Source organism: Sanguibacter sp. TS_SC_8, from assembly GCF_055361235.1.
On record NZ_CM143955.1, the window covers coordinates 780492 to 803402 of the forward strand.

The 22911-nt window shown below is 72.2% G+C and carries 22 protein-coding genes; 12 read left to right on the forward strand and 10 right to left on the reverse strand.

Translation table 11 applies throughout. The features are described 5' to 3' along the window. Nucleotides 1-99 precede the first annotated feature (99 nt). Nucleotides 100-612 carry a PLD nuclease N-terminal domain-containing protein gene (locus ACWA15_RS03370; RefSeq protein WP_464058043.1) on the reverse strand — a complete coding sequence of 171 codons (513 nt, stop codon included), beginning with the start codon at nt 610-612 and terminating at the stop codon, nt 100-102. A 30-nt stretch (nt 613-642) separates the two neighbouring features. Between ACWA15_RS03370 and ACWA15_RS03375 the strand changes: the two genes are divergently transcribed. Continuing rightward, nucleotides 643-990: a DUF4229 domain-containing protein gene (locus ACWA15_RS03375; RefSeq protein WP_464058044.1), complete on the forward strand. Its 348-nt coding sequence runs from the start codon at nt 643-645 to the stop codon at nt 988-990. A 33-nt stretch (nt 991-1023) separates the two neighbouring features. Here ACWA15_RS03375 and ACWA15_RS03380 read toward each other — a convergent pair whose 3' ends face one another. Further along, complete coding sequence (locus ACWA15_RS03380) at nt 1024-1893, reverse strand: 1,4-dihydroxy-2-naphthoate polyprenyltransferase (RefSeq protein ID WP_464058045.1); 870 nt, start codon at nt 1891-1893, stop codon at nt 1024-1026. Between the two features lie 10 nt (nt 1894-1903). Then, a complete protein-coding gene (locus tag ACWA15_RS03385; protein ID WP_464058046.1) occupies nt 1904-3097 on the reverse strand; it encodes an AMP-binding protein in 1194 nt (397 codons plus the stop codon). A gap of 102 nt (nt 3098-3199) precedes the next feature. Here ACWA15_RS03385 and ACWA15_RS03390 point away from each other — a divergent pair, with 102 nt between their 5' ends. After that, nucleotides 3200-4309: a DUF3048 domain-containing protein gene (locus tag ACWA15_RS03390; RefSeq protein ID WP_464058047.1), complete on the forward strand. Its 1110-nt coding sequence runs from the start codon at nt 3200-3202 to the stop codon at nt 4307-4309. Nucleotides 4310-4460: 151 nt separating this feature from the next. Continuing rightward, a complete protein-coding gene (locus ACWA15_RS03395) occupies nt 4461-4634 on the forward strand; it encodes a hypothetical protein (protein ID WP_464058048.1) in 174 nt (57 codons plus the stop codon). A gap of 16 nt (nt 4635-4650) precedes the next feature. Here the strand turns inward: ACWA15_RS03395 and ACWA15_RS03400 are convergent, their stop codons facing one another. Further along, nucleotides 4651-5616 (reverse strand): 1,4-dihydroxy-2-naphthoyl-CoA synthase, encoded by a 966-nt coding sequence (locus ACWA15_RS03400; protein WP_464058049.1) that lies wholly within the window; start codon nt 5614-5616, stop codon nt 4651-4653. A gap of 9 nt (nt 5617-5625) precedes the next feature. Further along, the gene (locus ACWA15_RS03405; protein WP_464058050.1) at nt 5626-6021 is read right to left on the reverse strand and encodes an LppA family lipoprotein; all 396 of its coding nucleotides are present in this window, start codon (nt 6019-6021) and stop codon (nt 5626-5628) included. A gap of 469 nt (nt 6022-6490) precedes the next feature. On the opposite strand from ACWA15_RS03405, the gene ACWA15_RS03410 reads away from it, so the two are divergent. After that, the gene (locus ACWA15_RS03410; RefSeq protein WP_464058051.1) at nt 6491-7093 is read left to right on the forward strand and encodes a TetR/AcrR family transcriptional regulator; all 603 of its coding nucleotides are present in this window, start codon (nt 6491-6493) and stop codon (nt 7091-7093) included. A 28-nt stretch (nt 7094-7121) separates the two neighbouring features. Here the strand turns inward: ACWA15_RS03410 and ACWA15_RS03415 are convergent, their stop codons facing one another. After that, nucleotides 7122-7874, reverse strand: a complete 753-nt coding sequence (locus ACWA15_RS03415) for a hypothetical protein (RefSeq protein ID WP_464058052.1) — start codon at nt 7872-7874, stop codon at nt 7122-7124. 94 nt (nt 7875-7968) lie between these two features. Continuing rightward, entirely contained in the window at nt 7969-8721 is a 753-nt protein-coding gene (locus tag ACWA15_RS03420; protein ID WP_464058053.1) for a hypothetical protein, read from the reverse strand. Nucleotides 8722-8932: 211 nt separating this feature from the next. Between ACWA15_RS03420 and ACWA15_RS03425 the strand changes: the two genes are divergently transcribed. The 5 genes from ACWA15_RS03425 (at nt 8933) to ACWA15_RS03445 (ending at nt 15785) form a co-directional block, all read left to right on the forward strand. Further along, nucleotides 8933-9334 (forward strand): hypothetical protein, encoded by a 402-nt coding sequence (locus ACWA15_RS03425; protein WP_464058054.1) that lies wholly within the window; start codon nt 8933-8935, stop codon nt 9332-9334. Nucleotides 9335-9406: 72 nt separating this feature from the next. After that, nucleotides 9407-10960 carry a hypothetical protein gene (locus ACWA15_RS03430; protein WP_464058055.1) on the forward strand — a complete coding sequence of 518 codons (1554 nt, stop codon included), beginning with the start codon at nt 9407-9409 and terminating at the stop codon, nt 10958-10960. A 102-nt stretch (nt 10961-11062) separates the two neighbouring features. Continuing rightward, complete coding sequence (locus ACWA15_RS03435) at nt 11063-12049, forward strand: o-succinylbenzoate synthase (protein ID WP_464058056.1); 987 nt, start codon at nt 11063-11065, stop codon at nt 12047-12049. Beyond that, nucleotides 12046-13920, forward strand: a complete 1875-nt coding sequence (gene menD / locus ACWA15_RS03440) for a 2-succinyl-5-enolpyruvyl-6-hydroxy-3-cyclohexene-1-carboxylic-acid synthase (protein WP_464058057.1) — start codon at nt 12046-12048, stop codon at nt 13918-13920. Before ACWA15_RS03435 ends, menD begins: the two co-directional genes overlap by 4 nt. A gap of 308 nt (nt 13921-14228) precedes the next feature. Then, on the forward strand, nt 14229-15785 hold the full coding sequence (locus ACWA15_RS03445; protein ID WP_464058058.1) for a S1C family serine protease: 1557 nt from the start codon (nt 14229-14231) through the stop codon (nt 15783-15785). Between the two features lie 43 nt (nt 15786-15828). Here the strand turns inward: ACWA15_RS03445 and ACWA15_RS03450 are convergent, their stop codons facing one another. Further along, nucleotides 15829-17169, reverse strand: coding sequence for an isochorismate synthase (locus tag ACWA15_RS03450; protein WP_464058059.1), 1341 nt, complete (start codon nt 17167-17169; stop codon nt 15829-15831). Between the two features lie 82 nt (nt 17170-17251). Here ACWA15_RS03450 and ACWA15_RS03455 point away from each other — a divergent pair, with 82 nt between their 5' ends. After that, the gene (locus ACWA15_RS03455; RefSeq protein ID WP_464058060.1) at nt 17252-17947 is read left to right on the forward strand and encodes a demethylmenaquinone methyltransferase; all 696 of its coding nucleotides are present in this window, start codon (nt 17252-17254) and stop codon (nt 17945-17947) included. 19 nt (nt 17948-17966) lie between these two features. On the opposite strand, the gene ACWA15_RS03460 is transcribed toward ACWA15_RS03455, so the two are convergent. Both ACWA15_RS03460 and ACWA15_RS03465 read right to left on the reverse strand, forming a co-directional pair. Further along, nucleotides 17967-19373 (reverse strand): glycoside hydrolase family 6 protein, encoded by a 1407-nt coding sequence (locus ACWA15_RS03460; RefSeq protein WP_464058061.1) that lies wholly within the window; start codon nt 19371-19373, stop codon nt 17967-17969. A 110-nt stretch (nt 19374-19483) separates the two neighbouring features. Further along, a complete protein-coding gene (locus ACWA15_RS03465; RefSeq protein ID WP_464058062.1) occupies nt 19484-20923 on the reverse strand; it encodes a glycoside hydrolase family 6 protein in 1440 nt (479 codons plus the stop codon). A gap of 304 nt (nt 20924-21227) precedes the next feature. Between ACWA15_RS03465 and ACWA15_RS03470 the strand changes: the two genes are divergently transcribed. Both ACWA15_RS03470 and ACWA15_RS03475 read left to right on the forward strand, forming a co-directional pair. Then, complete coding sequence (locus ACWA15_RS03470) at nt 21228-22523, forward strand: geranylgeranyl reductase family protein (protein ID WP_464058063.1); 1296 nt, start codon at nt 21228-21230, stop codon at nt 22521-22523. Next, nucleotides 22520-22882 (forward strand): NADH-quinone oxidoreductase subunit A, encoded by a 363-nt coding sequence (locus ACWA15_RS03475; RefSeq protein WP_464058064.1) that lies wholly within the window; start codon nt 22520-22522, stop codon nt 22880-22882. Before ACWA15_RS03470 ends, ACWA15_RS03475 begins: the two co-directional genes overlap by 4 nt. Nucleotides 22883-22911: the final 29 nt, after the last annotated feature.

The window sequence follows — 22911 nt, forward strand, 5'->3', positions numbered from 1 at the left end:
TCCGCCCCGGCGAGGCCCGCCCGGCTCCGCCCCGTCTCACGCTGCGTTGGGGTTGGGGTTGGGGTTGGGCGTGGGGAGGGGGCTTTGCTGGTGTGACGGTCAGGGGAGGACGGGGTCCGGGCCCTGGTCCTCGTGGGGCTGGTCGTGGTGCGTCGGGCCGTTGTTGCCGGTCTGGCCCGGCTTTGTCTGACCCGGCTTCGTCTGGCCCGTCTGACCCTGCTGGGAAGAATCCGGGTGCGGGTGGTCCTGGTCGTCCGGCGTCCCGTCAGCGGTGACGGGGCCGGAGGCGGCGGGGCGCGCCTGGTTGCGCTGCTCCTGGGCGAGGCGCCAGAGGAACTCCGGGTCGTCGTCGGGCGCGGTCGGACCGCTGGGGCGACGGCGGGCGCGAGGGGTGCGACCGGCCGACGGGTAGCCCGGCCCGGCGGACTGGCGGCGACGGGATCGGCTGAACACGATCCAGGACAACGGTCCGAAGTACGGCAGCAGGATGATGATCACGGCCCACAGCCAGCCGGGGATCCCGCCACGGTCGCGTTCGTCGCTGTTGGCGAAGTCGGCGAGGGCGTAGACGAGCAGAGCGAAGGCTGAGACGAGTGCGAGTACGCGGAGCATCTCTCCACCCTATGCGCTTACGCTGAGACGGTGCCCTTCCTCATCTATTCCGTGCTCCGACTGGCCCTCATCCTTGTCCTCGGCGTGATCCTCTACGCCTTCGGGTTGCGTGACCTGCTGCTTCCCGTCGTCGCGATCGTGCTCGCGCTCATGGTGTCCTACCTGCTGCTCGCCAAGCAGCGCGAGGCCGCGGCGGTGTATCTCGCGAGCCGCAAGACGAACCGCGAGGTGACCGGGGAACGGTTCAGCCGGGCGGTCGAGGACGACGCCACGCTCGAGGACTCGGCGGTCGACTCGGTCGTCGACGGCGCCCGCCCCGGTCCAGCCAAGACCGCGCCCGACGCCGAGCCCGAGCCGGGCGCCGAGCCCCGGCCCTAGCGGGACCGCGCCGCCCCAGACCGCCGCACCGCCTCAGATCGCCAGGCCGAGCCCGAGCAGCATCGCGAAGGCGAGCTCGTACATCCCGGTCGCGGCGAGCACCGGGATGAGCAGGCGCCCGCGCGCCCCTGCGAGCACCGGGATGCTCAGCAGCACCGCGGGGAAGGTGAGGAGCAGCACGATGACCGCCCACCCGTTGGCGAAGGCGCACAGCGCGCCGAGCAGGAGCGGCAGCCAGATCAGCGCGACGTAGGCCCGCCGGGCGCGATGGTCACCCAGGCGCACCGCGAGGGTGCGCTTGCCGACCACGGCGTCGGTCGGGATGTCCCGGATGTTGTTCGCCATGAGGATCGCGCAGGCCAGCAGACCCACTGCGACCGCGCCGAGCACCGCTGGAGTGGTGACCCGGTCGATCTGCGTGTACGTCGTGCCGAGCACGGCCACCAGGCCGAAGAAGACGAACACCCCGACCTCACCGAGACCGAGGTACCCGTAGGGCTTGGACCCGCCGGTGTAGAACCACCCGGCGGCGATCGAGAGGACCCCGACCGCGAGCAGCCACCAGTGTCCCGAGACGACCACGAGCGCCAGGCCGACGACGGCACCCACCCCGAAGGCCGCGAACGCGGCCATCTTCACCTGGGAGGGTCGGGCGATGCCGGCGGCGGTCAGCCGCAGCGGGCCGACCCGGTCGAGGTCGGTGCCCCGGACCCCGTCGGAGTAGTCGTTCGCGTAGTTCACCCCGACCTGCAGCGCGAGCGCCACGAGCAGAGCCAGGACGGCCGGCACCACGGCGAAGCCGTCGACCTGTGCGGCCGCACCCGAACCCACGAGGATCGGCGATGCGGCAGCGGGCAGGGTCCGCGGGCGGGCGCCCGCGAGCCACTCAGAAGGCGTTGCCATGGAGCTCCGATCAGTTGGTGGTCACAGGCCCGGTCACCCCGAGCTGCTGCGCCGCGACGGTCGCGACACGGTGACGATCAATCTTCCCCGGTCCGCGCTGGGGGAGCTCGGCGACGATGACGAGGTGACGCGGCGCGGCTGGTGCCCCCAGGATATCGGTGACGTGCGGGCGGATCTGCGCGAGCAGGCGCTCCGGGTCGGGCTCCGCTCCTGCCGATCCTGCCGCCAGGGTCACCACCGCGACCACGGTCGTGCCCCACTCCGGGTCTGCGAGCCCGACGACGCACGCCTGGGCGATCCCGTGGGCGCCGGTCAGCAGCGCCTCGACGGCAGCGGGGGCGACGTTCACCCCACCGGTGATGAGCACGTCGTCGCCGCGACCCAGGACCGTGAGGCGGTCCACGCCGTCGACGGTCTCCACGACGCCGACGTCGTTGGTGCGCAGCCACCGCACTCCTGCGGTGTCCATGACGAAGGCCTGTGCGGTCGCCGCGTCGTCGTCGGCGTAGCCGTCGGCGTAGCCGTCGGCGAGGACGGGCCCGGCGATCTCGATGCGTCCTTCGCGGACCGCCACCCGGACGCCGTCGAGCGGGACGCCGTCGTACACGCAGCCGCCGGCCGTCTCGCTCATGCCGTAGGTGGTCACGACCCGGACGCCGGCGCCGGCGAGTGCGGCGAGCAGCGCCGGGGCGGGCGCCGCGCCCCCGAGCAGGACGGCGTCGAGGCCGGCCAGGGCCGTCAGACCGGCGGGGGAGCCGGTGCGGGCGTCCTCGACGAGGCGGTGCGCCTGGGTGGGGACGAGCGAGGTGAACCGGCGGGGGCCGGTGAGCCGGGCCGACGCGGCGGCGAAGGCCTGCGACCTGAAGCCGTCCCGCAGGTCCATGACCGCGGGGGTGGTCCCCGCCAGGACCGATCGGGCGACCACCTGGAGCCCGGCGACGTGCGTCGTCGGCAGGGCCAGCAGCCACTGGCCGTGCCCGCCCAGCCGCGTCGCGGTCGCCTCCCCCGAGGCCCGTACGGCCCGTGCGGACAGGACCACCAGACGGGGCTGACCGGTCGATCCGGAGGTGGGGACACGCAGCTGCGCCAGCGGGGACCCGTCCGGTGCCGCGAGCGCGGCCGCGACCTGGGCGCGGACCTCATCGACGGACCGCGGGGCGGGGCCGGGGGCGGGAATCTGTACGCTCTGGGGTGTGCCGGTCACCAGATGAGCGTAGATCGGCCTCTAGGGTGGTCTCGACCTGTCCAGATCCTGGCCGGCCCGCGCCACAGCCCGACCGAACGTCCCGACCTGAGGAGTACCCCCGTGCTGCGAACCCACAGCGTGCCGACTGCTGGATCGCCCGTGCGCCCCCGCACGTCCTGGGGTGCGCTCGCGGCGTCCGTGGTCGCGGCGAGCCTGCTCGTCGCGGGGTGCTCGTCCGACCCTGAGCCGCCCGGACCCGCGGCGACCGTGGACGTCACCACGGACGCGACCGCGGACAAGTCCGCGGCGCCCGAGCCGGTTCTGCCGACCACCTGGGCGCTGACCGGGGTCCCCTCGGCCGAGCTCGTCAACCGTCCGGCGCTCGCGATCAAGATCGAGAACTCCCGCGAGGCGCGGCCCCAGACCGGTCTGGAGTTCTCCGACGTGGTGTGGGAGGAGATCGTCGAGGGTGGCATCACCCGTTACATCGCGGTCTACCACTCCCAGGTCCCCGAGGCGGTGGGCCCGATCCGGTCCGTGCGTCCGATGGACTCCAACATCATCGCCCCGCTCGCCGGCCTGATGGTCTTCTCGGGCGGGCAGCCGCCCTTCGTCCAGTCGGTGCGTGACGTGGGCCTCCAGGTGATCAGCCACGACGCCGGGAGTGCCGGTTTCTACCGGACCAAGGACCGCAAGGCCCCGCACAACGTCTTCGGGACTCCAGCGACCTTCCTCGAGCAGGCCGACGCGACGCACCAGGACTCCCCGAAGGGGGAGTTCCTCTTCGCGACCGACGCCGCCGCCGCGACCGCGGCCGCCACGGGCGCACCGACCTCGACGATCGCCGTCGTCATGTCTGCCTCGAGCCGGCCCACCTGGGCCTGGGACGCAGCCTCGGGCACCTTCCTGCGCTCGGAGGGCACCACCCCGGCGGTGTCCTCCACCGGTGCGCAGCTGTCTGCGAAGAACGTCGTGGTGCTCAAGGTGAGCCTGTTCAACACCCCGTACACCGACCCGGCCGGGTCGCCGGTCCCCGAGACCGAGGTGACCGGCTCGGGTGAGGCCGTCGTCGCCTCGGGAGGCAAGTCCGTCGCCGCGACCTGGACCAAGCCCGACGCCGCGACGCCGTTCTCCCTGACCGCCGCGGACGGCACGCCGATCACCCTGGCCCCGGGCAACACCTGGGTCGAGCTCATGCCGGTGAGCAGCGGCTCGGTCACCACGAGCTGACCGCTGCGCCGGACGGGCTCCTGCGCGTAGCCGGCTCATCCGGTGGGGGGAGACCGTCCCGGGCCGGTCAGCCCACCGGATGACCCGCCGCGGCGGGGAACCCACCTCGGGCCCGACGTGCGAAGGCGGCGTGCTCGCGCATCCTTGAGGTATGGCAACCTTCACCCACCACCCAGACATCCACCACCCGGACGAGCCGAGCAAGGCCGCCTCGGTCGTCCCTGTCCTGCTGGCCTTCGGAGCGCTCCTCGTGGCGACCTTCGCCGCGGCCTACTTCGGCCGTGCGGTGATCGACGTCGTCGGGACGCTCCTCGGGGCGAGCTGACCTGCTGGTCGGCGCCTCAGAAGTAGTACGGGAAGCCCGACCAGTCGGGATCGCGGCGTTCGAGGAAGGCGTCGCGTCCTTCGACGGCCTCGTCGGTCATGTACGCGAGCCGGGTCGCCTCCCCGGCGAAGACCTGCTGGCCGGCCAGCCCGTCGTCGGCCAGGTTGAAGGCGAACTTGAGCATCCGGATCGCCTGCGGCGACTTCGTCGCGATGATCCGCGCGTACTCGAGGGCGAGGTTCTCGACGTCGGCGTGGTCGGCCACCTCGTTGACCGCACCCCACTCGTAGGCGTCCTGCGCGGAGTACTCCCGGGCCAGGAAGAACACCTCCCGGGCGCGCTTCTGGCCGACCTGGCGGGCGAACAGCGCCGAGCCGTAGCCGGCGTCGAAGGACCCGACGTTCGCGTCGGTCTGCTTGAACCGGGCGTGCTCGCGGCTCGCGATCGACAGGTCCGCGACCACGTGCAGGGAGTGCCCGCCGCCCGCCGCCCAGCCGTTGACGACGGCGATGACCACCTTCGGCATGGTGCGCATGAGGCGCTGCACCTCGAGGATGTGCAGCCGCCCGGCCTGGGCGGGGTCGATGTGGTCCGCCGTCTGCGCGGCCTGGCCGGAGGCGTCGTCCGTGGTGTACCGGTAGCCGTCCCGCCCGCGGATCCGCTGGTCACCGCCCGAGCAGAAAGCCCAGCCGCCGTCCTTGGCACTAGGGCCGTTGCCGGTGAGGATGACCGCGGCGACGTCGGAGGTCATCCGGGCGTGGTCCATCACCCGGTAGAGCTCGTCGACGGAGTGCGGGCGGAAGGCGTTGCGCACCTCGGGGCGGTGGAAGGCGATCCGGACGACCGGCAGGTCCCGCTCGACGTGGCCGGTCCGGTCGACGCCGCGGTGGTACGTGATGTCGGTGAGACCCTCGAAGCCGGCGACGACGCGCCACCGCTCGGGCTCGAAGGTCAGGGACACCATGGGGGGGAGTGCGCTCATCCGACCACCTTAGGGGAGGTGGCAGCCGGTGTTCATCGAGAACAGCGTGTTGACGGCCATGCCGTAGAGGAAGGTGCCGCCGTACTGGTCCTGACCGGTGATCTCGATGTCACCCGGTCGGTCGATGACCGTGCGGACCTCGGTGAACCCGTGTCGCCTGCCCACTTCGGTCACGATCTCGACCGAGCGCTGCCAGTCCGCGGCGTCGTAGACACCGTCAAAGCCCTGACTGCGCATGAAGGCCCTCTCTCCGGGCTCGTCCTCTTCGCAGAAAGCCCGGTTGCGCAGCGAGACCGGTGCCCACTCTCGAGGGCCCAGCTCTGCTTCCAGGCTGGTGTAGATGTCCTCGTGCATCGCCTCGTACTGGACGAGGACCTCCTCTAGGGAGGGGCGGTCCTTGAGCATGGATGAAGTCTCCTGAGTGAGTGAGCAGTGGGTCAGAAGCATCACGGCGACGATCACGGACCCCGTGAGAGCGAGTCGTCGTGGCACGGTGGGGAGCCTGGGTCCATCAGTCAAGGTGCTGGTGGCGTCGGCTGCCTCTGTGAGCCGGTCGGCGCACGTCGTGAGCTTTCCGGGAGTGACGGTGCTACTCATGGAGTTCCTGCTCGTTGTTGTGCTCGACGATGCTCGGTCCTGCTGCCTGGAGGCTAGTTGACTTTCCGCGTAAGTTGTCCCTCTTTGGGACGGAGTCACGATGGCAGCAGTCGGAAGAGACTCTTCCTTGATGGCCTCCCCACCTGAGGCTAGGGCTCGGCCCCCCACCGCGATCGGGCGCATCCGCGACGGGGACGTCCTCGACACGCCGTAGCACGAAACATGCCGAACACATCGGCGCCTCTTGCCCGTCACATGAGGTCGATAGCGTCCGGGCATGATCGAAGCACCCGTCGTCCGCACCGCCAGCCGCCCGGGCCTGCGTGCGCGCGGAACCGTGCGCCGGGCTGCCATCGTCGAGGCTGCGGTGGACCTCCTGCTGGAGGGCGGTCCCGCAGAGCTCACGCATCGACGTATCGCCGTGCGGGCGGGCGTCCCGCTCGCGGCGACGACGTACTACTTCGACTCTCTCGGCGCCCTTGTCGCTGAGGCAGGTCGGGTGCTCGTGGACCGGTGGGCCGCCCACGCGGTGGCGGTGGGAGCGCGGGCGAACGGACCGTTGACGCCCGACGAGCGAGCCAGCCTCCTCGTGGACGCGATCCTCCCGGAGGGGAACGAAATGGCCATCCGCGGGCACTACGAGCACCTGGCCGGCTCGGGGCGCAGTCTGGGGGCGATCGGCGGCGGTTCTGGTCGGTCCGCTCTGACCGCTGCGGTCAGCTCGATCATCGAGCGGTGCGGACTGCGGATCTCCCCGTCGGTGGCCATCGCCATGGTCGACGGCGCAGCGATCACCGCGCTGAGCGAAGGACTCGACGTGCGGTCGACGGCGATCGACCTGCTCCGCGCAACACTGAGCACACCGGCGCTGCGGGGTTGAGACTCGTGCGCCGCACGTCCTTGACCGGCTATCGCGGGGTGATGGTCCAGTCGCCGTCGGCGTCGACGAAGACCATGGCGGGGAGGGGGATGTCGACGGTGCCGGAGGTGGTGCCGTGGATCGGCTCCAGGGCAATCGAGTGGCCTAGGTCGTTGTAGGCGAAAATGATGGCGATATCCCACTCGTCGTAGGGGGTGAAGGTGTAGTCGAGCTGGGTGGCGGTCTGGTCGAACTTGAGGACTGCTGGGCCGTGTCCGCTGTGTGGTCCGCTGGTGGTGGGCAGGGTGGAGACGTCGGCGATGGTCAAGGTCCAGGTGCCGTTGGCCTCGACGCCGATGCTGTTGGGTTTGGTGATGCCTCCGCCCGGGGCGGACAGCCAGGCGCCGTCGACGGGCCCGGTGGTGCGCCACATAGGTACGTGAGGTTCTGCGCCCAAGAGGTCGACAGCGACCTCCCCGGTGCAGTCGGCGCAGGTGAACTGCCAGACCGGGAACATCGGTTCGATGCTGAAGTTGATGGTGGCCGGGCCGGTGCCGGTGACGGTCTTGGCCTCGGTGGGTGTCGCGGTCCCGGCTTCGAAGACCGGTGGGCCGTCGGGGGTGGGCTCAGTCGTGGGTTCTGTGGTGGGTGAGGGCTCGGCGGGCGCGGTCGTGGTCGCTGCGGAGGAGCTCACCTTCGGTGATGCCTCGGTGGTGCACGCGGTGAGCGTCAGAGCGCCGGCCAGGAGCAGCGCGACTACGGCTGTCGCGGTGGAGCGGGAGTGTGACCGGGGTGCATGCACGGGTGGACCCAATCTGAGGTTGAGGCTGAGCAGCGGGGGTGGTCGTGCGGCGGGCTGGATCGCACAGGTCGCGCGGTCGGCCATCCTCAACCGGCTACCGCGGGGTGATGGTCCAGTCCCCAGCTGCGGCGATGAAGACGGTGGCGGGGAGGGGGATGTCGAGGGTGCCGGAGGTGGTGCCATGGATGGCTTCTCTGTCCATCCCACGGGAGAGGTCGTCGTAGGTGTGGATGACGGCGAAGTCCCACTCGTCGTAGGGGGTGAAGGTGTAGTCGAGCTGGGTGGCGGTCTGGTCGAACTTGAGGACTGCTGGGCCGTGTCCGCTGTGTGGTCCGCTGGTGGTGGGCAGGGTGGAGACGTCGGCGATGGTCAAGGTCCAGGTGCCGTTGGCCTCGACGCCGATGCTGTTGGGTTTGGTGATGCCTCCGCCCGGGGCGGACAGCCAGGCGCCGTCGACGGGCCCGGTGGTGCGCCACATAGGTACGTGAGGTTCTGCGGCCAGGAGGTCGACAGCGACCTCCCCGGTGCAGTCGGCGCAGGTGAACTGCCAGACCGGGAACATCGGTTCGATGCTGAAGTTGATGGTGGCCGGGCCGGTGCCGGTGACGGTCTTGGCCTCGGTGGGTGTCGCGGTCCCGGCTTCGAAGACCGGTGGGCCGTCGGGGGTGGGCTCAGTCGTGGGTTCTGTGGTGGGTGAGGGCTCGGCGGGCGCGGTCGTGGTCGCTGCGGAGGAGCTCACCTTCGGTGATGCCTCGGTGGTGCACGCGGTGAGCGTCAGGGCGCCGGCCAAGGCCAAGACGACGGCGGTCGTCGCGGTGGAGCGGATGTGTGACCGGGGTGCGTGCACGGGAGGTCCTTCCAAGAACGCCAGAGGTGAATGGGTCCCAGCATCCTGGTCGCCGGAGACGATCCTATGGGTCGGGTGCATTTGGGTGAAGTGGGTGGGTACAACTCCCCACCCGAGATGGATGACTGGGTGCCGGCGGCGCTCTAAGGTGTCACATGGCGCATTGCCCGCTTTGCTCGGGGGAATCCGGGCCTCGGACTAAGGAACCAACATGGAACAGGTGGTCTTCAGCGAGGAGTTGGTCGCTGACCGGATCCGGCAGATCCGAGACGTCTATGACGACCTTGTTCGCGTCAAGGAGAGCTTGGACGACATCGTGCGTACCGCGGGCGCCCAGTCGGACTATTTCACAGCTGTCCCTTCTTGTACGGTCTTCAACCAGAAATACGTGGCGACCGCCTCCACGGTCGCCGGATTGTTCAAGGACGCCCAGGACAACCTCGACCTGGTGATCGGCGTCTTCCGGGACACGGCCACGACCCTCTATGCCTCGAACACGTCCATCGCCGAGGACTTCGCGGCCATCGACAACCTCCAGCTCAACAAGGAGCAGCGGGTGACTCCCACCCCGCCTCCCACGCTCATGGGCGTCCGTGGCCAGACCATCGCCTGACGGTAGGACCGCGAGACCCGTGTCTGGTCGGCCAGTCCCAGCACCCCCGAACGAGAGAGAGGACCCGCGGCCATGGTGTCACCGGGAAGCAACGAGAGTGTCCTGCAGAACGTCGAGTCCAGGGGAACTGGTGAGATCTACTGGGACGAGGGAGGCTTCTTGCAGGCCTCACAGCAGATCGGTGCTCTCGTGGACGTCCTCAACAAGATCGCGGCCGAGCCCGGCTGGGAGGGGGAGTCGGCAACGGCAGCGAGCGAGGCGCTGACAGCGACCGCGAAGAAGCTTGCCGAGCACGAGCCGACGATCCTCGAGGTGAAGACCGTGCTCGAGACGGTCAAGACCTCGGTGTCCACCGCGCGCACCGCCTATGAGGCTCTCCCGCCCGAGCTCATCACGGTGAAGGCAGACCCGCTGCCCTGGGAGAAACCGAGCCCGTTCGTGACGCAACCGCTGCCGTGGGAAAAGCCGGAACCGCTCTTCCCCAGAACGACGATGGTCACCAACCCGGCACGGGATACCGCGGCGGCCACCGCGCTGTCCACGCTCAACGCCGCCATGACGACGGCGATCGAGTCCGCGGCGAGCATCCAGGAACGTCTCACCGCCGATCCCATCGTCGATCCGGCGGGGACCGCCCCCGGTGCCCAGCCGCCCGTCGGGCGCGTCCCGCGGTCCTACAACGACGGCGTCGAGCCCTACCAGTGGTCACACCCGACCCTCGAGGGCACCTCCCCGTCCGGTCAGGTATCCGGGGGGACCGGCTCCGCCGGTTCCTCCGGCACCCCGAGCGGGTCCGGCACGAACTCGAGCGGATCCGGCTCCGGTTCGGTCTTCGGGTCCACCGGCTCGGGAGGCGGTACCGGTGGCAGCGGCGTCGGACCCGGCTGGGGAGGCACGGGGTCCGGCGGTGGCTCCACCGGCAGCGGCCAGGTGTCTGTCGATGGCGGATCGACCGGAACCATTCCGGGCGTCAACGGCAGCGGTGGCCCGATCGGTGGCGGCTGGCCCGGGACTGGAACCGGGAGCGGCGGCGGACTGGGATCCGGCTCCGGCAGTGCCCACGCCGGAGGGCAGACGGGACTAGCGGGAGGGATTGCCGGGGTGGGCGCCCTCGGCGGGAGCGCGCTGGCCGGAGGCGCAGGCATGGTGGCCGGGCGCGCCGGGGCCGGCGGGCTCACGGGGGTACTGCCCGGAACGACGGGTGGAGCCACGACCGGAGGAGCAGGGGTGGCCGGTGGACGCAGCTCGACCGCGTCCTCAGGCGGGGCTCGGGGGCTCTCCGGAGGTCTCAGCGGATCAGCGGCGGGCGCACCGGGCACGGCAGGAGCCGGCGGCACTGCCGGCGGTGGCGCTGGCGGTGCTCGCACGGCCGGTGGCGCGGGGGTCCCGGGTGTCTCGGGCGCCGGGACCGGTGGCACCAACGCCGTCATGGGCGGCGGCGGCATGGGCGGTGGCGCTGGCGGTGCGGGCAGGTCTGGTCGCCAGCGTTCCTCCGGCGGGTTCATCGTCCCCGGTCTCGAGGACGAGGAGGAGACCGCTGCGCTCGGCGCGTCCGCCCGGGCCGGTTCCCGGTCGCAGGTGGTGGCTCCCGCGGTCGTGGAAGAGGACGACTCCGACACCTGGTAGCCGGAACGCCGGATGCAGCCGGGCCCACCCGGTTCCATCCGGCGCACCGGTCCTTCCACGCCGTCCCTTCCCGCGCCGGGCACCCCGACCGCCTAACCTGGGGTGGTGAACGTCTACTCCACGCCCCTGACCACGCGTTTTCGCGGCATCGAGGTCCGCGACGGCGTGCTGCTCGCCGGCCCCGCCGGCTGGGGTGAGTTCTCCCCCTTCTGGGACTACGACGACGCCGAGTCGGTCTCCTGGTGGCTCGCGGCGTGGGAGGCCGCCCACGTGGGATGGCCCCCGGCGGTGCGCACCCACATCCCGGTCAACGTGACCGTCCCGGCGACTGACCCAGAGCGCGCCCACCAGATCGTCCTGGCCTCCGGGGGGTGCCGCACCGCCAAGGTCAAGGTCGCCGAGCGCGGCCAAGGGGCCAGCGAGGAGATCGCCCGGCTCGAGGCGGTGCGCGATGCGCTCGGCCCGACCGGGACGATCCGGATCGACGCCAACGGCGCCTGGGACGTGGAGACCGCGGTCGCCCGCCTGCGGCTGCTCGACCGGGCGGCCGGCGGGCTCGAGTACGTCGAGCAGCCCTGCGCCTCCGTCCCCGAGCTCGCCGAGGTCCGGCGTCGGGCATCGGTGCTGGTCGCGGCGGACGAGTCCATCCGGCGCGTTGAAGACCCCTTCGCGGTGGTCCGGGCGCAGGCGGCCGACATCATCGTGCTCAAGGTCCAGCCGCTCGGCGGGGTCCAGGCATGCCTGGACCTCGCCGAGCAGGTCAACCTGCCCGTCGTCGTCTCCTCCGCGCTGGAGAGCTCGGTCGGGCTGGCCGCGGGGCTGGCGCTCGCGGCGGCGCTGCCCCGCCTCGACCACGCCTGCGGTCTGGCGACCTCCCAGCTGCTCGTCCGCGACACCGTCCCCGACCCCCTGCTGCCGGTCGACGGGATGATCGAGGTCCGCCGCCCCGTCCCGGACGCCGCGAGCCTCGCCGCGACCGACGCCCACCGGCTCGATCCGCTCGTCGCCCAGCGCTGGGAGCAGCGCGCCGCCCGCGTCGCCGTCCTGGCCCAGGCGCGCCGGACCCCGTCAGGAGAACCCACCCTGTGACCACCGCCCCGTCCGTCGCGGCAGCCCGCGACCTCGTACGCTCCCTCGCCCGGCTCGGCGTGCGCGACGTCGTGCTGGCGCCCGGCTCGCGCAGCGCGCCGCTCGCCTACGCCTTCGCCGCGGCCGCCGGTCACACGGTGCCGGGCGGGAGCTCCCCGCTCATCCGCCTGCACGTGCGCATCGACGAGCGCGACGCCGGGTTCCTCGCGCTCGGCCTGGCCCGGGCCGGGCAGCTGCGCGCCGGCCGGAGCGACGCCCTCACCGGCAGCGCCGTCCCGGGCAGCGCGCTCGCGACCCCGGTCGCCGTGGTCACCACCTCCGGCACGGCGGTGGCCAACCTGCTGCCCGCGGTGCTCGAGGCCCATCACAGCGGGGTCCCGCTGCTCCTGCTCACGGCCGACCGCCCGCACGAGATGCGCGGGACCGGCGCCAACCAGACCGGGGACCAGGTGGGCATCTTCGGCCCGGCCACCCGGCTGGCCGTCGACGTCCCCGCGCCCACCGGACGGCCCGAGGAGCTGCGGGACCTGCGTGCGGTCCTCACCCGCGCGGTCGCCGCGGCGTCGGGCACGCGCACCCTGCACCCGGGGCCGGTGCACCTCAACCTCGCCTACCGGGAGCCGCTGGCACCCGGTCCCCAGGACCGGGCCGCCGCGGTCGACCCCGACGCGCAGACCAGCCGTCAGGGAGCCGCGCACCCCGTCGACGACGACGGGCCCACGGGCCTCGGGCAGGGGCTGGGGACGGTGCTCGCGCGCACCCGGGCGGCCACCGACCCGCTCATCGACGAGCTCCGCCTGGACGCCGAGCCGGCGACCGTGGTCGTGGCGGGGGACGGCGCCGGTCCGGTGGCCCGGGCGCTGGCCGAGGCGCGCGGCTGGCCGCTGCTGGCCGAGGCCTCCTCGGGGGCCGCGGGGGGCCCGAACCTCGTCCGTGCCCACCGGCTCGTGCTCGGGGCCAGCGCGCTCACCGGCCAGGTGCGTCAGGTGATCCTGCTCGGGCGCCCGACCCTGTCCCGGCCAGTCCAGCAGCTGCTGGCCTGCCCCGACGTGCGGGTCGTCGTCGTCGCCGCGACTGCCGAGCAGTGGCCCGACGCCGCCCGCAACGCCTCCTTCGTCCTCGACCACGTCCCGTCCGGCTGGCTCACCGACGCGCCCGACCCGCGCAGCGAGCGCATCCTCGAGAGCTGGCGCGGTGCGTCGGGGGCCGTGACGGCCGTCGTCGGGCAGGTGGCCGGTGACCTGTCAGCAGGGCTCACGGCGCTGGCCGTCGCCGCAGCGGTGGCCGCGGCGAGCGGACCGGGGGACACCCTGGTGATCGGCTCCTCGAGCCCCGTCCGTGACCTCGACCTCGTGGCCCGGTGGCCCGAGCCACCGGCCGTCGTCGCCAACCGTGGCCTGGCCGGAATCGACGGCACTGTCTCGACGGCGATCGGCGTCGCGCTCGGGCTGCAGGTCGCCCCGCACGGGCCAGGCGCCCGGGGCGGCGGTCCGGTGCGGGCACTGCTCGGCGACCTGACCTTCCTGCACGACGTCGGCGGGCTGCTGCGCGGCCCCTTCGAGCCGGCCGTGACGCTGCAGATCGTCGTGGTCAACGACGACGGCGGGGCGATCTTCGCCGGGCTCGAGCACGGGCGGGCCGGGGACGCGGACCTGTTCGAGCGGGTCTTCGCCACCCCGCACGGGGCTGACCTGGGGTTGCTCTGCGCGGGGTACGGCGTGCACCACGACCGGGTCGACGACGCGCAGGTGCTCGCCGGGCTGCTCGCTCAGCCGCGACCGGGCATCAGCGTCGTGGAGGTCCAGGTCAGCCGCGCCGGCCGAGCTACCCAGGAGGCCGACCTGCTGGCGGCCCTCCGAGCCGCGCTCTGACGCACCAGGCCCGAACGACCCAGGCCCGAACGACCCAGGCCCGAACGACCCGGGCCCGAACGACCCGGGCCCGGACGGGCCCGCTGTGCGGGCACCTCCGAACCGTTCCCCGTCGCCAGGCGCGCGGGTGTACACATTCCGCCCCGTTCTGGCCCAGAATCGGGCGGGAACCGTGCACCCACGGTCAGGTGGCGGGGGTGGTCGAGCTGGGCAGGGCCGGCAACTCGCAGGGAATCCTCAGGGAAGGTCAAGGTGCAGCACAGATCGACACGGTTGAGTGGGGTGCAGTCGAAGGAAGGTTGAACCTCATGAGCACCAACAACACCCCCAGCGGTGACAGCTTCACCCCCCAGAGCTCCGGTGAACCGACGCAGCGGATCGAGATGCCGCCGGTCCCGCCCGCCCCGCAGCCGGCCCGGCAGTCAGCGCAGCAGTACCAGCAGTACCAGCAGGACCAGCAGTTCCAGCGGCACCAGCAGGCGCCCCAGCACCCGCCGTACCTGAACTCCTCGGCCGAGCACTCCTACGCCAACGCCGGCTCCACCCAGTCCGGCCAGCCGGCACACTCCGGCGGGCTCCTGGCTCCGGCCCGGGCCAAGCGCCGGACGATGGCCCCGATCGCCGTCACGGCGGTCGCTGCGGCCGTCCTCGCCAGCCTCGGTACCGCGGCGGTGACCGGGCAGTTCGGCTCGGACGGCTCCTCGAGCACGAGCTCGTCGAGCTTCGGGTCGATCGGGCAGCAGGGTGACTCTTCCGTCGCGGTCCCGGTGGCCTCCTCCACCGTGACCAACCCGGACTGGCAGGCCGTGTCCTCGGCCGTCGCCCCGTCGGTCGTGGCCATCGCGGTGACCACGGCAGAGGGAGCAGGCGAAGGATCCGGGGTGATCATCGACGCCGAGGGCCACATCCTCACCAACGACCACGTGGTCACCGGCGCCGTCGACGACACGGTCCAGGTGACCCTGTCCGACGGGCGGATCTACGAGGCCACGATCACGGGGCTCGACCCGGCCACCGACCTCGCCGTCGTCAAGCTCGTCGACCCGCCGAGCGACCTGAAGTCGGCCGTCTTCGCCGACTCGACCGAGGTCGTGGTGGGCGAGCCGGTGATGGCCATGGGCAACCCGCTCGGGCTGTCCAACACGGCCACCACGGGCATCGTGTCCGCGATCGACCGGCCGGTCAGCACCGCGACGACCACCGCGGACCAGACGGCCGTGGTGACCAACGCGATCCAGATCGACGCTGCGATCAACCCGGGGAACAGCGGTGGTCCGCTGTTCAACGCGACGGGCGAGGTCATCGGTATCACGTCCTCGATCGCGTCGTTGTCCTCCGGGTCGGGGCAGACCGGATCGATCGGGCTGGGCTTCGCCATCCCGGCCAGCCTCGCCCAGAACATCGGCTCCCAGCTCATCTCGTCCGGGACCGCCGAGCACGCCTTCCTGGGCGTCAGCCTCGCCGACGGCACCGGGACGGCCGACGACACGACCCGTCAGGGAGCCGCCGTGAAGTCCGTCTCGACCGGGTCGCCGGCGGAGAAGGCCGGGCTGCAGGTCGACGACGTCGTCGTGGCGATCGACGGTGATGCGGTGACCGGCGCGGAGTCCCTCACCGGGTTCGTCCGGGCGTTGCCCGCCGACACCGAGGTCACCTTGACCGTGGTGCGCGACGGCGAGGCGCTGGACGTCACTGCGACCCTCATCGCCAAGGCCGAGGACACGACGTCGAACTCCGGCTCCGACGACTCCGGTCAGAGCGACTCCGGCCAGAGCGGCTCCGACGAGAACGGATCCCGCCCCGGCTCGGACAGCCCCAGCGGGATCCCGGACCTGGGTCAGCTCTTCCCCGGACAGCAGGGGTAGCGCTGACCTGGGTCAGCTCTTCCCCGGACAGCAGGGGTAGCGCTCAGCCGAGCGCGTGCCGCATCGGCTCGAGCTTGGCCTCGGTCTCGGCGAGCTCGGCGCCCGGGTCCGAGGCCGCGACGACGCCGCAGCCGGCGAACAGCCGGATGCGGCGGGGGTCGGTCGGGTCGAGGGACGCCGAGCGCAGCGCGATGCCCCACTCGCCGTCGCCGTCCGCGCCCATCCAGCCGACCGGTCCGGCGTACCGCGCGCGGTCCATGCCCTCGATCTCCCGGATGAGCTCGTTGGCCACCGGGGTCGGGGTCCCGCACACCGCGGCGGTCGGATGCAGCGCGGCGGCCAGGGCCAGGCTCGACGGCGCGGCGCCGTCCGTGCTGCACAGCACCCCGGTGACGTCACTGGCCAGGTGCAGCACATTGGGCAGGTGCAGCACGAAGGGGGTCTCGGGGACGTTGAGCGACTGGCAGAACGGTTCGAGCGCCTGAGCCACCGAGGTCACGGCGTACTCGTGCTCCTCGAGGTCCTTGGAGGAGTGTGCCAGGACGGCCGCGCGGGCCAGGTCGGCCTCCTCCCCACCGGTGCGGCGGATCGTCCCGGCCAGCACCCGTGAGGTGACCAGCCCTTTCTCGCTGCGCACGAGCAGCTCGGGGGTGGCGCCGACGGAGCCGTCGACGCTGAAGGTCCAGCAGCCCGTGTAGGAGTCCGCGAGCCGGGTGAGCAGCCACCGCGGGTCGATCGGCTCGGCCGCGTCGGCGTAGACGTCGCGCGCCATGACGACCTTCTCGAGCAGTCCCGCCCGGATCCGGTCGACCGCCTCGTCGACGGCGGCCGTCCAGTCCGCGTCGGCGACCGCCCCGGGGGAGTACGTGACAGGGCCGGGGGAGGTGATCGGCGCGGCCGCGCCGGACTGGGCGACCACGTCCGCGAGGGACGGTACGGGGCGCAGGGTGGGGACGGCGTCGGACGTGGTGATGGTGGTGAGCCAGGCCTTCTTCCCGCGACGACCCACGACGACGCGCGGGACGATGAGCACGCCGCCGGCCGCGGAGGACTCGTCGAAGGCGAAGGACCCGAAGGCGACCGGCCCGGTGCCCGGCAGCCCGACGTCGTCGCGCACGATCGCGTGGGCCCGCATGGTCGCCCACGCGGCCTCGGCCTCGGCGAACCGGGAGGTGCCACCGGTCTCGATCCGGGCCACCTCGCCCCACGCGACGAGCCCGTCGCCGCGACGCACCCAGGCCAGCGGTCCGGTGAGGGGCAGCAGGCGCAGCAGCGCGGCGGCGTCGGGGTCGAGGGTGCCCTCCTCCAGCGCGGTGGTGCGGACCACGAGGGCTGTGGGGTGGGGCTGGGGGGAAGCGCTCGGGGCGGCCGGCTGGGAACTCATCGCCTCCAAGCGTACGACTCATCGCGCTGACCGGGGGACGTGGGCGAACCGGGGGCGCCCGCCCAGGTGAGACGATGGGGCAATGTCACGTGCCAGTCTGGAGAAGAAGCCCTCCGAGGTCGCCTCGATGTTCGACGGCATTGCCCGTCACTACGACCTCACCAACGACCTCATCTCGCTCGGGCAGGACCGCTCGTGGCGTCGGGCGACCGTCAAGGCGGTCGGGGCGAGCCGCGGCGAGCGGGTCCTCGACCTCGCCGCCGGGACCGGGACCTCGAGCGAGCCCTTCGCGGCCGCCGGGGCGCTCGTGGTGCCCTGCGACTTCTCCTTCGGGATGCTCGCCGTGGGCAAGGAGCGCCGCCCCGACCTTCCGTTCACCGCCGGTGATGCGACCAGACTCCCGTTCGCGGACGAGTCCTTCGACGCGGTGACCATCTCCTTCGGGCTGCGCAACGTCGTGGACACCATGGGCGCGCTGACCGAGATGCGCCGGATCGTGCGTCCGGGGGGACGCATCGTCATCTGCGAGTTCTCCGCACCGACCTGGGCCCCGCTGCGCACGGCATACAGCGAGTACCTCATGCGCGCCCTGCCCAAGGTGGCCGGCATGGTGACCAAGGACGCTGGGTCGTACGAGTACCTCGCCGAGTCCATCCGGGCCTGGCCGGCCCAGGAGGACCTGGGCCGGCTCATGCTGGCCGCCGGGTGGGGCCGGGTCGGCTACCGGAACCTCACCGGCGGCATCGTCGCCCTGCACCGCGGTGCCCGTACCGCCTGAGAGCACCGCCTGAGCGCACCTACCAGGAGGCGTTCTGGGCCATCTCCAGTGCCACTGCCTGCCACCACTGACCGGCTCCGGGGCCGCCGTTGCACGCACCGTCGCTCTCACCGGGCAGCTTCACCCACAGCAGCGCAGCCAGGTGGGAGCCGTCAGCAACCCTGCGCGGGGGGTCCCCGAGGGCCCGACCGCGAGGGTTGCACCACTCACCGTTGGACCCGTTGCCGTTGCGGGAGGTGTCGATGACGAACGGCTTCCCGCCGACGAGGCTGGACACCGACTCCCCGTAGGCCCGTGAGGCGGCGGTCGTCTGGTAGTTCGAGGTGTTCAGCGCAAACCCTTCGGCGTACTCGAAGCCGATCTGGTTGAGGCGGTTGGCGGCCTGTGCGGGGGTGAGCCAGGCGGAGTGCCCGGCATCGATGTAGACGTGCCCACCCGCCTGGCTGAGCTTCTGGGCCGCGTACTTGAGGTACCCGACCCGGTCGCCTTGACCTGAGCAGTCGCCGAGCTGGGCGAGGGCGTCGGGCTCGAGCACGATCCACGGCTCACCGGTGATTCCGGAAGCGACCGTGTCGATCCACGCCGCGTACTCGCTCGTGGCGACGCCTCCGCCGGAATGGCTTCCGCAGTCCCGTCCCGGGATCGCGTACACGACGAGGGTGGGTGTCTGCCCGGCGGCCACGGCGCGGGCGGTGTAGTCGACGACCTCCGCCTTGGCATGGGCGGCGTCGGCCCAGTTGCCGACCCAGTAGGCCTGCGGGGTGAGCGCGATCTTGTCGAGCAGGCGCCGGGCCTCCCCGGATGCGCTCGCGGCGGCACGCGCCGCCTGCGTCGTCGGGTCGACGTAGAAGGTGCTGGGGGTGACCGGCGCGGGCGTGGGTGTCGGGTTGGCTGTCGGGGTCGGGGTCGGGGTCGGGGTCGGGGTCGGGGTCGGGGTGGGGGTCGGGACCGGGGTGGGTGCCACGGTCGGCGGGGCCGTCGGGCCGGTGACCGCACCGGTGCACGGTGCGCCGTTGAGGGTGAAGCTCGTCGGAGACGAGTTGGTGCCCGCCCAGCTGCCGATGAAGCCGAAGGCGGTGCTCGCGTCGGTCGCGAGGTATCCGTTGTAGCCGGCGTCGGTCACGGTCACCGCAGGGCCGGTCCGCCCCACCGTCCCGTTCCACAGCTGGCTGACCCGTTGGCCGTCGGCGAACGACCAGCCCACCTCCCACGACGTCACCGGGGCCCCGTGGTTGGTCACCGTGACGTTGCCCTGATACTGCCCACCCCACTGGCTGGCGACCGCGTAGGTCACGGTGCACCCGCTCGCAGCGCGCGCGGACGTCGACACCGCGACCGCGCCGATCGTGGACAGCGCGACGGCGGCGGCGGCCGTGATGGCGGCGACTGTCGACAGCCGGACACCTTCTCTGGTGCGTGAGTGCATGGGGGGCTCCGGTTCGGGCGAGGTGGGGGCGCCAGCCGGGGCGGACGCCGGTGTCCGCCCCGACGCTAGGCGATCACCTGGCCGGGGAGAAGAGCCCTAAACGATTCGTCTCACCAGGTCGCCGTCGCAGCCAGGTCCAGGGCGCCGTCCTGCCACCACTGGCCCGCAGCGGGACCGCCGTTGCAGGCACCGTCGCTCTCGCCGGGCGCCTTGACCCACACGAGCGCGGCCAGGTGGGTGCCGTCGTCGACCACCCGGGGGCGCTCGCCGAGCCCGCGGCCGGTGGGGTTGCACCACTGTGAGTCGAGCGGCCCGGCCCCGTTGCGCGAGGTGTCGACGACGAACGGCTTGCCGCCCACGAGCGCCGAGACCTCCTCGCCGTACGCGCGGGAGGCGTCGGTGGTCTGGTAGTTGGAGGTGTTGAGCGCGAAGCCTTCGGCGTGGTCGAACCCGACGAGCGCGAGGCGCCGCGCCGCCTCGGCCGGGGCGAGCCACGCCGCGTGACCGGCGTCGATGTACACGTGCGCCCCGGCCTCGGCGAGCTGCTGGGCGGCGAGGCGGAGATCGCCCACCCGGTCGCCCTGCCCGTCGCAGTCCCCGAGCTGGGCGAGCGCGTCAGGTTCCAGGACGATCCAAGGCTCACCGGTGATCCCTGCGGCGACCGTGTCGATCCAGGCGGCGTACTCGCTCGTGGCGACGCCGCCGGCGGAGTGGTTCCCGCAGTCGCGCCCGGGGATGGCGTAGACGACGACGAGCGGGATCTGCCCCGCGGCGACCGCGGCCGTGGTGTGCGCGGCGAGAGCGGCGCTCGCCTGTGTCGCGTCGGTCCAGCTGCCGATCCACAGGGCCTGCGGGGTCTGTGCGATCTTGTCGAGCAGCGTCCGGGTCTCGCCCGTGGCGGTCTGCGCCGCGGCCGCAGCCTGGCTGGTGGGGCTGGTGTAGAAGGTCGTGGTCGCCGGGTCGCCGGGCGCGGGGGCGCCAGTGGTCGGGTCCACCGCCCCCGGGCCACCCGCCCCCGGGGCGGCCGGGCCCGCGCACGGCAGGCCGCCCAGGGCGAAGTCCGTGGGTGAGGTGTTGGCGTTCTGCCACGAGGCGATGAACCCGAAGGTCGCACTCTCGCCCTCCGCGAGGGCACCGTTGTGCTCGACGGAGGTGACCGAGACCGCTGCGCCGTCCTGGGCCAGCACACCGTTCCAGATCTGGTCCACGACCTGCCCGTCCGCGAAGGACCAGCTCAGCGTCCACGACGCGACCGGCGCGGTGACGGTGACGACGAGGTCCGCCTGGAACTGTCCGGCCCACTCGCTGGTCACCGTGTACTCGACGGTGCAGGCGGGGGCCGGAGCCGGTGCGGGCACGGACGCGGATCCGGACGCAGCCGGGAGCGGCGGCGACCCGGCGTCGGCCGCAGGCCCGGAGCACCCGAGCAGGACGGCCGCCATGACGGCCGCCCAGACCGCGCCGGCCGCGCGGACCGCGCCGGCCGCGCGGACCGCGCCGGCCGCCGTCGGGCTCGTCGACGGCTCGGGCGTCCGGTGGTACGTCGCCATGCGGGGCTCCAGTCTCTCGGACGGCGCCCCGCAGGTGTGGGAGCGTTCCCGCAGAACATAGTCGAAGGGAGCGGTCCCCTCGCGGACGCGGGCCGGCGCGGGCACGGCGCGGGCACGGGGCGGTCAAGGGGCACCCCCACGCGGGTCGAGGAAGGCGAGCCTAAGCAGACATCCGCAGAACCCGTGACTAGAGTGGCCCATGGTTTGTGACTCGCTTCACAAGTCACGGTTCGTCAGCGCGCGCAGACCGCTCAGCACCGGATACACCCAGGCTCGACTCGCAGTTCGTGAAGAGGCGTCAGACATGAGACTCACCGGCAGCGATGACGCAGACGTCATCGTCGTGGGCGCAGGGCCGGCCGGTTCTGCCGCCGCCCACTACTGTGCCGCCGCGGGCCTCGACGTGCTCCTCATGGAGAAGTCGAGCTTCCCGCGCGACAAGATCTGCGGCGACGGGCTCACCCCCCGCGCGGTCAGCGAGCTCGTCCGGATGGGCGTCCCCACCCGCGAAGAAGACGGCTGGATCCGCAACATCGGGCTGCGCGCGGTCGCCGGCGGACGCTCCTACGAGTTCCCCTGGCCCGAGCTCAAGAGCTACCCCGCCTACGGGCTCGCGCGCTCGCGGATGAACTTCGACCAGACCCTGGCCGAGCACGCCCGCAGCACCGGCGCCAAGCTCATGGAGCGCACGAACGTCACCGGACCGGTCCTGGACGAGCGCACCGGCCGCGTCGTGGGCGTCACCGCCCGCCCCGTGGACGACGCCGGCCGCCGCGCCGGGGAGGAACGCACCTACCGCGCCCCCGTCGTCATCGCCGCTGACGGCGTCTCGGCCCGGATGGCCACGGCCCTGGGCATCGAGAAGGCGAAGAACCGCCCCATGGGCGTCGCCGTCCGCACGTACTTCGCCAGCCCCCGCCACGACGACCCGTGGATGGAGTCCCAGCTCGAGCTGTGGGACGGCGTGCCCGGCAAGTCCAACCTGCTGCCCGGCTACGGCTGGATCTTCGCCCTCGGCGACGGGACCGTCAACGTGGGCCTCGGGTCGGTCTCCTCGACCGCGGCGGCCACCAAGATCGACTACAAGACCCTCTTCGCCCGCTGGATGGAGAACACCCCGCCGGAGTGGGGCTTCACGCCCGAGAACCAGATCGGTCCGGTGCGCGGCGCCGCGCTGCCGATGGGCTTCAACCGCAAGCCGCTCTACACCCGGGGCCTCATGCTCGTCGGCGACGCCGGCGGCATGGTCAGCCCGTTCAACGGTGAGGGCATCGCCTACGCCATGCAGGCCGGGCGCACGGCGGCCGACGCCGTCGCGCAGGCCCGGGTCCGCGGCACGGACGCGGCGCGCGAGCGCGCGCTGTCCACCTACCCCGAGATCATGCGCAGGGATCTCGGCGGGTACTACACGCTCGGCCGGTACTTCGTGAAGCTCATCGAGCACCCGCAGGTCATGCACCTGTGCACCACGTACGGGCTGCCCCGACCGTTGATCATGAAGTTCGTCGTCAAGCTCCTGTCCGACTGCTACGAACCCCACGGTGGCGACGTCGTCGACCGAGTCATCGCGGGTCTTACCAGGGTGGTGCGCTCCGCATGAACAATCCGTATGTTCCTCTTCTGGTCCTCATGGGGATCGCCTTGGTGCTCGCCCTCGGTGGGGTGGGCGCGAGCGCGATCATCGGGCCCAAGCGCTACAACCGCGCCAAGCTCGACGCCTACGAGTGCGGGATCGAACCGACTCCGCTCGCGGCCGGCGGCGGACGGTTCCCGATCAAGTACTACCTCGTGGCGATGACCTTCATCATCTTCGACATCGAGGTGGTGTTCCTCTACCCGTGGGCGGTGGACTTCACCACGCTGGCCACCTTCGGGCTGGTCGCGATGCTCGCCTTCCTGGCGCTCATCACGGTGCCGTTCATCTACGAGTGGCGTCGAGGTGGATTCGAATGGGTCTGACCTCCGCCACCCTGCTTGACACTGTGCTC